The organism is Streptomyces sp. Edi2 (assembly GCF_040253635.1).
Classification (GTDB): domain Bacteria; phylum Actinomycetota; class Actinomycetes; order Streptomycetales; family Streptomycetaceae; genus Streptomyces.
Window position 1 is genome coordinate 6,430,689 of sequence record NZ_JBEJGX010000003.1, and the last position, 14,443, is coordinate 6,445,131.

The 14,443-nt window shown below is 71.8% G+C and carries 11 protein-coding genes; 10 read left to right on the forward strand and 1 reads right to left on the reverse strand.

The features are described from left to right. Positions 1-123 precede the first annotated feature (123 nt). Together ABR737_RS31685 and ABR737_RS31690 are read left to right on the forward strand one after the other, a co-directional pair. The gene (locus ABR737_RS31685; protein ID WP_350254198.1) at positions 124-1,164 is read left to right on the forward strand and encodes a 3-isopropylmalate dehydrogenase; all 1,041 of its coding nucleotides are present in this window, start codon (positions 124-126) and stop codon (positions 1,162-1,164) included. Between the two features lie 372 nt (positions 1,165-1,536). After that, positions 1,537-2,625: a branched-chain amino acid aminotransferase gene (locus ABR737_RS31690; protein WP_350254199.1), complete on the forward strand. Its 1,089-nt coding sequence runs from the start codon at positions 1,537-1,539 to the stop codon at positions 2,623-2,625. A gap of 145 nt (positions 2,626-2,770) precedes the next feature. Here the strand turns inward: ABR737_RS31690 and ABR737_RS31695 are convergent, their stop codons facing one another. Further along, entirely contained in the window at positions 2,771-4,252 is a 1,482-nt protein-coding gene (locus ABR737_RS31695; protein ID WP_350254200.1) for a cytosine permease, read from the reverse strand. Positions 4,253-4,571: 319 nt separating this feature from the next. Between ABR737_RS31695 and ureA the strand changes: the two genes are divergently transcribed. The 8 genes from ureA (at position 4,572) to cimA (ending at position 14,407) form a co-directional block, all read left to right on the forward strand. Then, positions 4,572-5,276 carry an urease subunit gamma gene (ureA, locus tag ABR737_RS31700; RefSeq protein WP_350254202.1) on the forward strand — a complete coding sequence of 235 codons (705 nt, stop codon included), beginning with the start codon at positions 4,572-4,574 and terminating at the stop codon, positions 5,274-5,276. Next, a complete protein-coding gene (locus ABR737_RS31705) occupies positions 5,273-6,967 on the forward strand; it encodes an urease subunit alpha (RefSeq protein ID WP_350254203.1) in 1,695 nt (564 codons plus the stop codon). Before ureA ends, ABR737_RS31705 begins: the two co-directional genes overlap by 4 nt. A gap of 163 nt (positions 6,968-7,130) precedes the next feature. Then, positions 7,131-8,171, forward strand: a complete 1,041-nt coding sequence (locus ABR737_RS31710; protein WP_350256997.1) for an agmatine deiminase family protein — start codon at positions 7,131-7,133, stop codon at positions 8,169-8,171. Between the two features lie 35 nt (positions 8,172-8,206). Continuing rightward, positions 8,207-8,839 (forward strand): TetR/AcrR family transcriptional regulator, encoded by a 633-nt coding sequence (locus ABR737_RS31715; RefSeq protein ID WP_350254205.1) that lies wholly within the window; start codon positions 8,207-8,209, stop codon positions 8,837-8,839. 134 nt (positions 8,840-8,973) lie between these two features. Further along, complete coding sequence (locus tag ABR737_RS31720) at positions 8,974-9,309, forward strand: hypothetical protein (RefSeq protein WP_336050069.1); 336 nt, start codon at positions 8,974-8,976, stop codon at positions 9,307-9,309. Between the two features lie 260 nt (positions 9,310-9,569). Further along, positions 9,570-10,871, forward strand: coding sequence for an MFS transporter (locus ABR737_RS31725; protein ID WP_350256998.1), 1,302 nt, complete (start codon positions 9,570-9,572; stop codon positions 10,869-10,871). A 137-nt stretch (positions 10,872-11,008) separates the two neighbouring features. After that, positions 11,009-12,421 (forward strand): S28 family serine protease, encoded by a 1,413-nt coding sequence (locus tag ABR737_RS31730; protein WP_350254206.1) that lies wholly within the window; start codon positions 11,009-11,011, stop codon positions 12,419-12,421. A gap of 282 nt (positions 12,422-12,703) precedes the next feature. Then, positions 12,704-14,407 (forward strand): citramalate synthase, encoded by a 1,704-nt coding sequence (cimA, locus tag ABR737_RS31735; protein ID WP_350254209.1) that lies wholly within the window; start codon positions 12,704-12,706, stop codon positions 14,405-14,407. The last annotated feature ends 36 nt before the right edge of the window (positions 14,408-14,443 follow it).

The following is a 14,443-nucleotide window of genomic DNA, read 5'->3' on the forward strand; positions in this document are numbered from 1 at the left end:
GAATCTCGCAGGGCGACCCGACCGCGACGGGGACAGCGGGTGAACGGCGGTTGACCGGCTGCCCACGTGTCCGTATGGCGGACGTTACGTGTCAATCAATGGGACGAAGAGTAGGGTCCCCCCATGTCTCGCAGCATTCGCCTCGCAGTGATCCCCGGTGACGGTATCGGCCAGGAAGTCGTGGCCCAGGGCCTGAAGGTCCTGACCGCGGTCCTCCCGCAGGACGTCAAGCTGGAAACCAAGGAGTACGACCTCGGCGCCCGGCGATGGCATGCGACCGGTGAGACCCTTCCCGACGCGGAGATGGAGTCGCTGAAGCAGCACGACGCGATCCTGCTCGGCGCGATCGGCGACCCGTCCGTACCCTCCGGTGTGCTGGAGCGCGGACTGCTTCTCAAGCTGCGCTTCGCCTTCGACCACTTCGTCAACCTGCGCCCCTCGAAGCTCTTCCCGAACACCTCCACGCCGCTGGCCGGTCGCCCCGACATCGACTTCGTGGTCGTCCGCGAGGGCACCGAGGGCCCGTACACCGGCAACGGCGGCTCCCTGCGTACCGGCACCCCCGCCGAGGTCGCCACCGAGGTCAGCCTCAACACCGCCTACGGCGTCGAGCGCGTGGTCCGCGACGCGTACGAGCGGGCCAACGCCCGCCCGCGCAAGAAGCTCACGCTGGTGCACAAGAACAACGTCCTGGTGTACGCGGGCCACATGTGGAAGAACATCTTCGACAAGGTCGGCCAGGAGTACCCCGAGGTCACCACCGACTACCTGCACGTCGACGCCGCGACGATCTTCTTCGTCACCCAGCCCGAGCGGTTCGACGTGATCGTCACCGACAACCTCTTCGGCGACATCCTCACCGACCTCGCCGCTGCCGTCACCGGCGGCATCGGCCTGGCCGCCTCCGGGAACATCAACCCGACCGGCGAGTTCCCCTCGATGTTCGAGCCGGTCCACGGCTCCGCACCGGACATCGCGGGCACCGGCAAGGCCGACCCCACGGCGACGATCCTCTCCGTGGCCCTGCTCCTGCGCCACCTCGGCTTCGCGCCGCAGGCCGCCCGCATCGAGGAGGCCGTGGCGGCCGACCTGGAGGCCAGGGACGGCTCGGCACGCAGCACGGACGAGATCGGCGACGCACTCGCCGTACGCGTAGCCGGCTGAGGCCCGCAGCGCAGACACGCACCACCGACAGCGCCGGGCCGCACCAGGCCCGGCGCTGTCCGCGTTGGTCCGCTCCGGGCTCACCGCCCGGTGGGGTGCGACCATCGGACCCGGAACACGCCCTCGGTTCCGGCGGCGGAGGCGCACGGGCGATAATCGGACGTGGCATCGCCGCCCGCGAGGAAACTCGGACGTCCCAGTAACGACCGGTACGTTCAAGATTCCGAGCGTGGCCGCCACACACCGCACCGGTGCCGAAAGGTGGGGGCCGCCCCCTGACCCCCGGCCGGAGGGCTGGGCCGGTGACGCTCCCCCAGTGAACGCTGGGAGGTACCCCCAGGTATCGGAACACGCAGTGAAGGACACGCATTCATGACGACGCCCACCATCGAGCTCAAGCCCTCCTCGCATCCGCTCTCCGACGCGGAGCGGGCGCAGATCCTCGCCGCCCCCGGCTTCGGCCGCCACTTCACCGACCACATGGTGACGATCAGGTGGACGGAGGGCCGCGGCTGGCACGACGGCCAGCTCGTGCCGTACGGGCCGCTCTCCCTCGACCCGGCGACCAATGTCCTGCACTACGCGCAGGAGATCTTCGAGGGCCTGAAGGCCTACCGGCAGCCCGACGGCTCCGTCGCCACGTTCCGCCCCGACGCCAACGCCCGGCGCTTCCAGGCCTCCGCACGCCGGCTGGCCATGCCGGAGCTGCCCGTCGAGACCTTCATCGAGGCCTGCGACCTGCTCGTCCAGCAGGACAAGGGCTGGGTGCCGGCGCACGGCGGCGAGGAGTCGCTCTACCTGCGCCCCTTCATGATCGCGACCGAGGTCGGGCTGGGCGTGAAGCCCGCCAACGAGTACCTTTTCGTGGTCATCGCCTCGCCCGCCGGCGCGTACTTCGCCGGGGGCGTCAAGCCCGTCTCCATCTGGCTGTCCGAGGACCGGGTGCGCGCCGTCCCCGGCGGTATGGGCGACGCAAAGACCGGCGGCAACTACGCCGCGTCGCTGCTCGCGCAGGCCGAGGCCGCCGCACACGGCTGTGACCAGGTCGCCTACCTCGACGCCGTGGAGCACAAGTGGGTCGAGGAGCTGGGCGGCATGAACCTGTACTTCGTGTACGGCGACAAGATCGTCACGCCCACGCTCACCGGCTCCCTCCTCGCCGGTGTCACCCGTGACTCCCTGCTGTCCGTCGCCCGCGACCTGGGCTACGCGTCGGAGGAGGCCAGGGTCTCCATCGACCAGTGGAAGACCGACACGGAGAACGGCACCCTCACCGAGGTCTTCGCCTGCGGTACGGCCGCCGTGATCACCCCCGTCGGCACGGTCAAGAGCGCGGGCGGCGAGTGGGTCCAGTCCGGTGGTGAGCCCGGCAAGGTCACGCTGAAGCTGCGGGACGCGCTCCTCGACATCCAGCGCGGCATCGGCGAGGACAAGCACGGCTGGATGCACCCGCTGGGCTGATCCGGGCTGCCCGGGACAGGGGCTGGGGTCTCGCCGTACCCGGCCGGGGCCGTCCGCACGCGAGGAGGGCCGCTGCCCGTACACGACTGAGGCCGCCCCCGACCTTGCTTGCGTCGGGGGCGGCCTCGGCCGTGTCCCGGCCGGCTCAGCCGGCCTCCGCGGGGGCCTCCGCGGGGACCTCCGCGAGGGTCTTCGCCGCGGCGGAGGCCGGGGGAGCGGGCGGTACGGCGCACGGTGCCGCGGCCGGGCGCGGGTCCCGGGCGGTGAGGGCCAGGTAGGCGAGGCCGCTCACGGCCGCCGCGAGCAGGAAGCTGAGGTCGATGCCACCGGTCAGCGGGAGCAGCGGCCCCTGGAACAAGGGCGTGTCCACGCCCATCAGGCCGACCACCGAGCCCAGCGCCCAGGCCACGGCGGCCCGGACGTGCCAGCCCGCCCGGTACCAGTACACGCCGCCGCGGGTACCGCGGTTGTAGACCTGCAGGGACTCCGGGTCGTACCTGCCGCGGCAGCGGACGAAGCCGATCACGGTGATCACCGCCCAGGGCGTGCCGACGGCCGTCATCAGCAGGACGAAGGAGGTCATCGCGTCCTGCGCGGCCCACAGGAAATGACCGGCGTAGACCAGCGTGGTCGAGAGGCCCGCGACGACATAGGTGGCCTGGGTACGGGTGGCGCGCGGCAGGATCGCGTCCAGGTCGAGGCCCATGCTGTAGAGCATCAGACCGGCGTTGCCGACCGAGCCGGCCGAGGCGTTGAGCAGCAGCAGCGCCAGGTACCACAGCGGTGCGCCGGCCACCAGCGGGCCCGCGTAGTCCGCGCCCGCGCCGACGGCGAGCGCGGTGAACGTACCGAAGAGCTGCGGCACCAGGAGGCCGACCAGCAGGCCCAGACAGGTGGCGCCGAAGACCTTCGTGGAACTGTGCCGGTGCGGGGAGATGTAGCGGCTGTAGTCGCCGAGCAGGGTGATGAACGCGATCGGGCCGCTGAGCCCCGCGGAGACGGCGGCCAGCAGCCAGGTCTGCCAGAAGCCGCCGAGCAGATAGCTGCTGCCGTGCGGCGCGGCGGTGGTGAAGGTGCCCGCGTACGCGACGACGCCGACGGCCAGCAGCACGGTCAGACCGATGGCGAGCACCTTGCTCAGCCGCAGCAGCACCCGGTAGCCGTAGACCGCGCCGACCGCGGTGGCGCCCGCCAGCAGGGCGTAGACCAGCGCGTAGGTCGCACCGCTCGACGGCAGTCCGGTCAGGCGGTGCAGCGCGCCGACGACCGCGTCCCCGCCCACCCACAGCGTCAGCGCGGTGTAGCCCAGCGACAGCAGCAGGCCGATGACCGAGCCGATGAGCCGGCCGCGCACGCCGAAGTGGGCTCCGCTGCTGGTGGACAGGTTGGTGGCGCTGCGCAGGGACACCAGCGCGAGCGGGGCGGTGAGGAGGGTGCCGACGGCGGTGCCGGCCGCCAGGGAGGTCACCGAGGGCCAGAAGCCGAGCCCGAAGGAGACCGGGAGCCAGCCGAAGATCACCACGCCGAGGGCGAGGTTCGACCCGAGCAGGATCGAGATCAGGTCGCGAGGGCCGCTGGTGCGTTCCTCCTCCGGGACGGTGTCGACTCCGCGTTGTTCTATCGGCATGAGGGCTCCCCTGAGAGGCCGGACAACAGTGGGCGAGCGGGGCGGGGGTGTGCGGTGCTCCGGGTGCGTGCCGCGCCGTGCGGTGCTCCGGGTACACGTGGCGCCGTGCGGGGGCGGCGGGGTGCCGGGCCCACCGCACGGAGCACCGCTGGGCTGCGCGCCGTGCTCGCGCTGTCGGGATCGTGTGGTGCGGCGCTCTACGGGCCGCCTGTTTAGAGCAGCGCTCAATGTCGCCCATCCCAGTGCCCGCGGTCAATGCTTTCCTCCCGGGCATTTCGTGGTTAGAGTGCTGCTCTAATCGATCGGGAGGAGTGGCGGGATGCGGTTGACCCCGACGGAACGCGACCGGCTGCTGCTGTTCGGCGCGGCCGAGCTGGCGCGGACGCGCCGGGCCCGCGGGCTGAAGCTGAATGTGCCCGAGGCGACCGCGTTGATCGCGGACACAGTCTGCGAGGCGGCGCGGGACGGGCGCCGCCTCGCTCAGGCCATCGAGGCGGCACGCAGTGTGCTCGGCCCGGACGACGTGCTGCCGGGCGTGGCCGATGTGGTCACCGAGGTGCATGTGGAGGCCGTCTTCGACGACGGCTCCCGGCTCGCGGTGGTCGGCGACCCGATCGGTGCCGGTGCACGGGACGGGGAGCACCACCAGGGGCCCGCGCCCGGCGCGGTGCTGCCCGGGCCGGCCGACCCGGAGCCCGCGCCCGCGGTCGTGCTGACCGTGCGCAACACCGCGACCGTGCCCGTCAGCGTCACCTCGCACTTCCACTTCTTCGAGGCCAACCCCCGGCTGGACTTCGACCGCGGCGCCGCGTACGGCATGCGGCTGTGCGTCCCGGCCGGCTCGTCGGTGCGGTTCGATCCCGGCGGCGCCGAGGAGGTCGGGCTGGTCCCGATCGGCGGCGACCGGATCGCGATCGGCTTCGCCGGTCTGGTGGACGGCCCGCTGGACGCACCGGGCGCGAAGGCCGAAGCGCTGCGGCGGGCCGCCGCCTGCGGCTACCTGGGAGCGGAGGAACAGGCATGACCGGCACCATCGACCCTCACGAGTACGCGTCGGTACACGGCCCGCGGGCCGGCGACCGGGTCGTCCTCGGCGACTCGGGCCTGGTCGTCCGGGTCGAGTCCGACGCCCAGAAGCCCGGTGACGAATTCCTGGCCGGCTTCGGCAAGACCGCCAGGGACGGGCTGCACCTCAAGGCCGCGGCGGTCCGCGAGACCTGCGACGTGGTGATCAGCAACGTGCTGGTCATCGACGCGGTCCAGGGCATCCGCAAGGTGTCCATCGGCATCCGCGAGGGCCGGATCCACGCCATGGGGCGGGCCGGCAACCCCGACACCCTCGACGGCGTCGATGTCGTCGTCGGCACCGGCACCTCGATCGTCTCCGGCGAGGGCATGATCGCCACCGCGGGCGCGGTCGACACCCATGTCCATCTGCTCTCGCCGCGCGTCATGGAGGCCTCGCTGGCCTCCGGCGTGACCACGATCATCGGTCAGGAATTCGGGCCGGTCTGGGGCGTCGGCGTCAACTCCCCCTGGGCGCTGGGGCACGCCTTCCGCGCCTTCGACGCCTGGCCGGTCAACATCGGCTTCCTCGGCCGTGGTTCCTCCTCCGGCGAGGCCCCGCTGGTCGAGGCGCTCGCCGAGGGCGGCGCCTGCGGCTTCAAGGTGCACGAGGACATGGGGGCGCACGCCCGCGCCCTGGACACCGCGCTGCGCGTCGCCGAGGAGCACGACGTCCAGGTCGCGCTGCACAGCGACGGCCTCAACGAATGCCTCACCGTCGAGGACACCCTGCGCGTCCTGGACGGCCGGACGATCCACGCCTTCCACATCGAGGGCTGCGGCGGCGGGCATGTCCCCAACGTCCTCAAGATGGCCGGTGTCCCGAACGTCATCGGCTCCTCCACCAACCCCACCCTCCCCTTCGGGCGGGACGCGGTCGCCGAGCACTACGGCATGATCGTCTCGGTCCACGACCTGAAGACCGACCTGCCGGGCGACGCCGCCATGGCCCGCGACCGCATCCGGGCCGGCACGATGGGCGCCGAGGACGTGCTGCACGACCTCGGGGCGATCGGCATCACCTCCTCCGACGCCCAGGGCATGGGTCGCGCGGGCGAGACCGTACGCCGCACGTTCGCGATGGCGGGCAAGATGAAGGCCGAACTCGGGCCGCTGGAGGGCGACGGCCCGCATGACGACAACGCCCGGGTGCTGCGCTACGTCGCCAAACTCACCATCAACCCCGCCCTCGCGCACGGCCTTTCGCACGAGATCGGGTCGATCGAGGTCGGCAAGATGGCCGACATCGTGCTGTGGAAGCCGCAGTACTTCGGTGCCAAGCCGCAGCTGGTGCTGAAGTCCGGGTTCCCCGCCTACGGCGTCACCGGCGACCCGAACGCCGCCACCGACACCTGCGAACCCCTGGTGCTCGGCCCGCAGTTCGGCGCGCACGGGGCGGCCCCCGCCGAGATCTCCGTCGCCTTCGTCGCGCGCGCCGCGGCCGAACAGGGCGGGGACGGGATGCCCACCCGCCGCCGCCGGGTGGCCGTCCGCGGCACCCGCGGCATCGGCCCCGGCGACCTGGTCCACAACTCCCGGGTCGGACAGGTGCAGGTCGACGGGCGCAGCGGCCTGGTCACCCTCGACGGCGACCCGATGCGCTCGGAGCCGGCCGACACCGTCTCGCTCTCGCGCCTGTACTTCCTGTGACGACGCGGCCCGTGACGCCGCCGCGGCCGGCGTGACGGGCCCTGTGCCTGCCGGCCGCCGCGCCTGCCGCCTGCCGCCCCGCCACCCATGACGCCGACCGTCACCCGTGAAGCAGACCCACACCCGTGACGCCACCGACACCGCGAACCGTGAGGACCCCCGCATGAACACCCCTGCCGCCGACGGCTTCCGCATGCCCCCGGAGTGGGCCCGTCACGAGCGCACCTGGATGGCCTGGCCAGGGCCCAACTTCACCTTCGGCGAGGAGGGCGGCGAGGCCCTGGCCGCGGCCCGCCGCGCCTGGGCCGCGGTCGCGCGCGCGGTGCGCCGCTTCGAGCCGGTCACCGTCGTCACGGGACCGGGGCAGTCCGAGGGCGCCCGCGCGCTCCTCGGCGACGGCATCAACCTCGTCGAGCGTCCGCTGAACGACGCCTGGATGCGCGACATCGGCCCCACCTTCCTCACCGACGGCACGGGCCGGCTGGCCGCCACCGACTGGGTGTTCAACGGCTGGGGCGCCCAGGACTGGGCCAGCTGGGACCTCGACGAGAAGATCGCCGAGCAGGTCTGCGGGCTGGCCGGCGCCCGCCGCTATGCCACGCCCCTGGTCAACGAGGGCGGCGGCATCCACGTCGACGGCGAGGGCACCGTCCTGCTCACCGAGACCGTGCAGCTCGACCCGGGCCGCAACCGCGGCCGCAGCCAGGAGGAGGTCGAGGCCGAGATCCACGCCCACCTCGGCACCACCAAGGCGATCTGGCTGCCGCGCGGCCTGGCCGCCGACTACGGCCGGTTCGGCACCCGCGGCCATGTCGACATCGTCGCCGCCTTCGCCCGCCCCGGCGTCGTCCTCGTACACACCCAGCCCGACCCCGACCACCCCGACCACGCGATCTGCCAGGAGATCGCCAAGCTGCTGCGCTCCTCGACCGACGCCAGGGGCCGCCGGCTGGAGGTCGTGGAGGTGCCGGCGCCGACCGTCCTGGAGGAGGACGGCGAGCTGGTCGACTACTCCTACATCAACCACTACCTCTGCAACGATGGTGTGGTGCTCTGCAGCTTCGACGACCCGCGCGACGAGGAGGCGGCCGCGATCTTCCGCCGGCTCTTCCCCGGGCGGACGGTGACCCTGGTGGACGCCCGTACGATCTTCGCAGCGGGTGGCGGCATCCACTGCATCACCCAGCAGCAGCCGAAGGCCTGACCCGCAGGCCCCGTCCAGCCGACCCGGAGGTCCCCGTGCCCGGTCCCGTGCGCCGCCCCCGGCGCCGGCTCAGCCAGCCCCGCGAGCAGGTCCTCGCCGCGGCGATGACGACCATCGCCGCGGAGGGCCTGGACCGGCTGACCATGGCAGGGCTGGGCCGTGAGGTCGGCATGAGCAGCGGCCACATCCTCTACTACTTCGGTACGAAGGACGAGCTGCTGCTGCAGACCCTGCAGTGGAGCGAGGAACAGCTCGGCACCGAACGCCGGGCCGCCCTCTCCCGCCGCGTCCCCGCCCGCGAACGACTGGACGCGCTGGTCGACCTCTACCTGCCCGAGGGCCACCGCGACCCGCGCTGGACGCTGTGGCTGGAGGTGTGGAACCGCTCCCGGAGCGCCGACGACGAGACCCGCGAACGCCAGCTCGACCTCGAACTCGCCTGGCACCGCGACCTGGTGGCCCTCCTCGTCGAGGGCATCTCGAAGGGCGAGTTCCGCCCCGTCGACGCCGAACGCTTCGCGACCCGCACCCGCGCTCTCCTCGACGGCTTCGGCTCCCAGCTCGTCGTCGGCCTCCCGGGCACGGACCGGGAACAAGTCCTGGACCACGTACGCGAATTCCTGGACGAGGCGCTGGAAACCGGTACGGCGCGGCCCTTGAATCCGTGATCTTCGCCCCCTAGCGTCGCCGGATGCGCGTGCGCGACCGAACGCCCGGGGGGACGTGCATGACCGACCGCCCCCTCGCACGCGCCCGACCGACGTGCCTGCTCCACGGGCACGTCCACACGAGGGGAACAGAAGTGATCTCACGGAAGAGGGCCCCGTTCGCGGCCCTGGCCGTCCTCGGTGCCACCGCGCTGCTGGGCCCGGCAGCGCCCGCGGCGAACGCCGCGACCCCGGCCACCGCCAAGGCCTCGGCCACGATGACCAAGTGCGGAGTGCACACCGGTGGCAGCGCCGGGCTCTACTACCACAACTGCTCGAAGAAGTACTGGCACAAGGTGACGGTGGACCACATCATGGCGCCGGACCTGACCTGGTGCATCAAGCCGGGCAAGGACGAGTTCCTGGGCACCGTCGCCCCGCTCCCCACGAAGGTGCGCGGCGCCAAGTACCTGGGGCACTGCAAGCCCTGACCGCAACGGAGGAAGAGGCGGGCGCGGCCCCAGGGCCGCGCCCGCCCTTTCCGCGGGCCGTGTACACAACGCACGCAAGTACGCCCGATCGTTGCCCGCCGTGCTCTTGTCAGCCACCGCACCGATCGACGACCGTAACCGCTGGCCGGTCGATCGGCCCGTGAAGCGAGGAGGCTGGCGTGACACAGCGCCCGGGTGAGACGGATGCAAGCGGTGGCAGGGCCAACTGGCGAAAGATTTGGGTGGGTTCAGCGGGGAACATGGTCGAGTGGTTCGACTGGTTCGTCTACTCCAGCTTCGCGGTGTACTTCGCAGGCTCCTTCTTCCCCGAAGGCAACACCACCGCACAACTGTTCAATACCATGGCCATCTTCGCCGTCGGCTTCATCATGCGCCCCATCGGCGGCTGGCTGCTGGGCCGGATCGGTGACCGGCGGGGACGGAAAGCCGCACTGACGCTCACCGTCACCCTGATGTCCGCGTCCGCGATTCTCATCGCCCTCGCGCCGACCTACGCGGTCGCCGGCTACGGCGGGGTGGCTGTCCTGCTGATTGCCCGCCTCCTTCAGGGCCTGTCCGTCGGCGGCGAGTACGCGGCGAGCGCGACCTATCTCACCGAGGCGTCCGCGGAGGGCAAGCGCGGCTTTGCCTCCAGCTTCCAGTACGTGTCCATGACCGCGGGCCAGCTGATCGGGCTGGCGCTGCAGATCGTCCTGCAGAACACCCTGTCGGACGAGGCGCTGCACGGCTGGGGCTGGCGCATCCCGTTCATCATCGGCGCCCTGGGCGCGGCCGTCGTCTTCTACCTGCGACGGAACATGCTGGAGACCGAGGTCTTCAACGAGGCAGGCGAGACGGTCGGCGGCGACGCGGGCCACGACGGGGCCGGGCGCGGCACCCTCAAGGCACTGTGGCAGCACAAGCGCGAGGCGTTCCTGGTCGTCGCCCTGACGATGGGGGGCACCGTCGCCTACTACACGTACACGACATACCTGACCAAGTACCTGTCGGGGACCGCGGGCCTGCCCAAACAGACCGCGACCCTGGTCAGCTTCTGTGCGCTGTTCGTGTTCATGTGCCTCCAGCCGCTCGCCGGGGCGCTCTCGGACCGGATCGGCCGGCGTCCGCTGCTGATCACCTTCGCGGTCGGCGGCACCTTCCTGACCGTGCCGATCATGTCACTGCTCAAGTACGCCGGCAGCTTCTGGCCGGCCCTCGGCCTGGCCCTGCTCGCCCTGGTGATCGTCACCGGCTACACCTCGATCAACGCCTGTGTGAAGGCCGAGCTGTTCCCCACCGGCATCCGGTCCCTCGGCGTCGCTCTCCCGTACGCCATTGCCAACGCGCTCTTCGGCGGCACCGCCGAGCCGCTGGCACTGCGGCTGAAGCAGTCGGGCATCGAGTCGACCTTCCCCTGGTACGTCGCCGGCTGCGCCGCCGTCTCGCTGATCGTCTACCTCACGATGCGCGAGACCCGCACCATCGACCTGCACCGGGTCGGCCAGCAGGACGAGGACACGGGAGCCGGCCGGGCGCGGGTGGGGGAGCCCGTCGCCGACTGAGTCGCCGGGTGAGTCGCCGCCTGAGGGGCGTCCGCCCTGGACCGGGGCGTCCGTCCTGGCCGGAACCGGCCTTCCCCGCCCGCGGCAGGGCCGGTTCCGGGATAGGCGCCCGGTGCCCCGGCTGGTTGGCTGGCGGTATGAAGATCACGAGACAGTTATGCCTGCCGCTGTTGCTGACCGGCCTGCTGGCCTCGGCCGTGGCGGCCCCGGCCACGGCCACGGCCCGGACGGGCGGGGCGCACCCGGCCACGGCGCCTCCGGCGGCGGTGCGCACGGTCACGGTGCGCCCGGCCGCCGACGACATCCGGGCCAGGATCGCGGCCGTACCCGGGATGCGGGTGGTCAAGGAGAACCCCGCCCCGGCCGGCTACCGCTCCTTCGCGCTGCTCTACCGCCAGCCCGTCGACCACCGGCACCCCGGCAGGGGCAGCTTCGAGCAGCGGCTGTCGCTGCTCCACCGGTCCACCGCCCGGCCGATGGTGCTCTACACCGGCGGTTACGACCTCAACACCGAGGACCCCGGATTCCGTGCCGAGCCGACCAAGATCGTGGACGGCAACCAGATCAGCGTCGAGCAGCGGTACTTCGGCACGTCCCGCCCCCGCATCGCCGACTGGTCGAAACTCGACATCTGGCAGGCGGCCAGTGATCACCACCGGCTGATCCAGGCCCTCAAGCCGGTCTACCGCGCCGCCTGGATCTCCACCGGCGGCAGCAAGGGCGGGATGGCCACCGTCTACCACCGGCGTTTCTACCCGCACGATGTGGCCGGCTCCGTCGCTTACTCGGCGCCCGACAACACCGACGACCGGGACGACACCGCCGAGGACCGCTTCCTCCGGCGGGTGGGCACGCCCGCCTGCCGGAGCGCGCTCACGGCGGTGCAGCGCGCGATGCTGGGGTCCCGGCGTGCGGAGATGGCGGGCCGCCTCGCCCGCTGGTCCGCAGGCCAGGGCGACACGTTCCACACCATCGGCAGCGCCGACCGCGCCCTGGAACTCACCGTGCTGGAGCTGCCCATGCTCTTCTGGATGCAGCAGGGAGAGACGGACGGCTGCGGCGCGATCCCCCGGCCCTCGGCCGACGGCGACGCGCTGCTCACCTGGTTCGCCGGCACGACCATGCTCCCGGCCTTCACCGACCGTGGCCTGGCCGCCATGACCGCGTCCTACTACCAGTTGGGCACCCAGCTCGGCTATGTGTCGTTTGCTGCCCCGCAGCTCGCCGGATTGCTGCGCTACCCCGGCATCCAGGAGATGCGCACCTATCTGCCGCGCAGCATTCCGCTGCGTTTCCAGCCGGACGCCATGCCCGACATCGACCGCTGGGTACGGCACCACGGCAGCGAGCTGCTGTTCGTGTACGGCGAGATGGATCCCGCCCGGGCCGAGCCCTTCCGTACGGGCAAGGGCAGCCGGGACGCGCACGTCTACCTGGCCCCGCACACCAGCCACGTCGTGAGCATCGGGAAGCTGGCGCCCCGGGACCGCGCCCGGGCCACCGCCGCGCTCCGGCGCTGGGCGGCGGTGGACAGTCCGACCGAATGGTGAGACTGCCACGTGTCCGGTCCGGGCGTGTGGCACACTGCGGACCGTGCTCTCGTTCGCCATGATTATTGGCAGCAGGCGCGCCGGTCCGCAGTGACCGCCCCGTACGAACCGAGTACGGCGCGGCCATCGTCGTCCCAGACCCGCGCGCAGACCTCTCGCACCCGCGAGAGGTTTTTTCGTTTCCGGACCACACCGCACCGGAGGCGCAGCGCGAGGGACCATGGAGGGACGGTGGAACCGGTCATTCCGGTAGACCGAGATCCCGACAGGAGCCAGACCAGCATGACGGATGCACATTCCCACCCGTCTCCCGCCACCACCCCGGCCGGAGCCGCTGCGCGGCGCACCTCCCCGAACCCGGTGCACGCCACCCTCCCCGCCGACGCGGTGCCCGACGACTTCCACGTCTTCGACACCACGCTCCGCGACGGTGCGCAGCGCGAGGGCATCAACCTCACCGTCGCCGACAAGCTGACCATCGCCCGGCACCTCGACGACTTCGGTGTGGGCTTCATCGAGGGCGGCTGGCCGGGCGCCAACCCGCGGGACACCGAGTTCTTCGAGCGGGCCCGTACGGAGATCGGCTTCCGGCACGCGCAGCTGGTCGCGTTCGGCGCCACCCGCAAGGCGGGCGTCCGCGTCGAGGACGATCCGCAGGTCGCCGGGCTCCTGGCGTCCCAGGCGCCGGTCATCACGCTGGTCGCCAAGTCCCATGTCGGGCATGTGGAGCTGGCGCTGCGGACCACGCCGCAGGAGAACCTGGCGATGGTCAGGGACACCGTCGCCTACCTGCGCGACCAGGGCCGCCGGGTCTTCCTCGACTGTGAGCACTTCTTCGACGGCTATGCGCTGGACCCGGTGTACGCAAAGGAGGTCGTGCGCACCGCGAGCGAGGCCGGTGCCGATGTCGTGGTGCTCTGCGACACCAACGGCGGCATGCTTCCGGCGCAGGTCACCGCCGTCGTACGGACCGTCTTCGCGGACACCGGCGCGCGCCTGGGCATCCACGCCCAGGACGACACCGGCTGCGCGGTCGCCAACACCCTGGCCGCGGTGGACGCGGGCGCCACCCACGTCCAGTGCACCGCCAACGGGTACGGCGAGCGGGTCGGCAACTCCAACCTCTTCCCGGTCGTTGCCGCCCTGGAGCTCAAGTACGGACGCCCGGTGCTGCCCGAGGGCAAGCTCGCCGAGACCACCCGGATCTCGCACGCCATCGCCGAGGTCGTCAACCTCACGCCCTCCACCCACCAGCCCTATGTCGGTGTCTCCGCCTTCGCCCACAAGGCCGGGCTGCACGCCTCCGCGATCAAGGTCGACCCGGACCTCTACCAGCACATCGACCCGGCGCTGGTCGGCAACACCATGCGGATGCTGGTCTCCGACATGGCCGGGCGGGCGTCCATCGAGCTCAAGGGCAAGGAGCTCGGCGTCGACCTCGGCGACGACCGCGAGCTGGTCGGCCGGGTCGTCGAGCGGGTCAAGGAGCGGGAGCTGGCGGGCTACACCTACGAGGCCGCCGACGCCTCCTTCGAGTTGCTGCTGCGCGAGGAGCTGCAGCGGGCGGCGGGCGGCCGGCCGCGCAGCTACTTCACGGTCGAGTCCTGGCGCGCGATCGTCGAGGACCGCCCGGACGGTACGCACGCCAACGAGGCGACCGTGAAGCTGTGGGCCAAGGGCGAGCGGATCGTCACCACCGCCGAGGGCAACGGCCCGGTCAACGCCCTGGACCGGGCGCTGAAGGTGGGCCTGGAGCGGATCTATCCGCAGCTGGCCCATATGGAGCTGGTGGACTACAAGGTCCGCATCCTGGAGGGCGCCCTGGGCACCGGCTCGATCACCCGGGTGCTGGTCTCCACCAGCGACGGCCGGGGCGAGTGGTCCACGGTCGGCGTCGCGGAGAACGTCATCGCCGCCTCCTGGCAGGCGCTGGACGATGCGTACGCCTACGGGCTGCTGCGGGCCGGGGTCGAGCCGCAGGAGTGAGCGCCGCGGCAGCGGCACGACCGCGGCCCCGCACGA

Bases quoted from the DNA above. Each gene is read 5' to 3' on its own strand.
- ABR737_RS31685 (WP_350254198.1), top strand. From the start codon at position 124: ATGTCTCGCAGCATTCGCCTCGCAGTGATCCCCGGTGACGGTATCGGC.
- ABR737_RS31690 (WP_350254199.1), top strand. From the start codon at position 1,537: ATGACGACGCCCACCATCGAGCTCAAGCCCTCCTCGCATCCGCTCTCC.
- ABR737_RS31695 (WP_350254200.1), bottom strand. From the start codon at position 4,252: ATGCCGATAGAACAACGCGGAGTCGACACCGTCCCGGAGGAGGAACGC.
- ureA (WP_350254202.1), top strand. From the start codon at position 4,572: ATGCGGTTGACCCCGACGGAACGCGACCGGCTGCTGCTGTTCGGCGCG.
- ABR737_RS31705 (WP_350254203.1), top strand. From the start codon at position 5,273: ATGACCGGCACCATCGACCCTCACGAGTACGCGTCGGTACACGGCCCG.
- ABR737_RS31710 (WP_350256997.1), top strand. From the start codon at position 7,131: ATGAACACCCCTGCCGCCGACGGCTTCCGCATGCCCCCGGAGTGGGCC.
- ABR737_RS31725 (WP_350256998.1), top strand. From the start codon at position 9,570: ATGGTCGAGTGGTTCGACTGGTTCGTCTACTCCAGCTTCGCGGTGTAC.
- ABR737_RS31730 (WP_350254206.1), top strand. From the start codon at position 11,009: ATGAAGATCACGAGACAGTTATGCCTGCCGCTGTTGCTGACCGGCCTG.
- cimA (WP_350254209.1), top strand. From the start codon at position 12,704: ATGACGGATGCACATTCCCACCCGTCTCCCGCCACCACCCCGGCCGGA.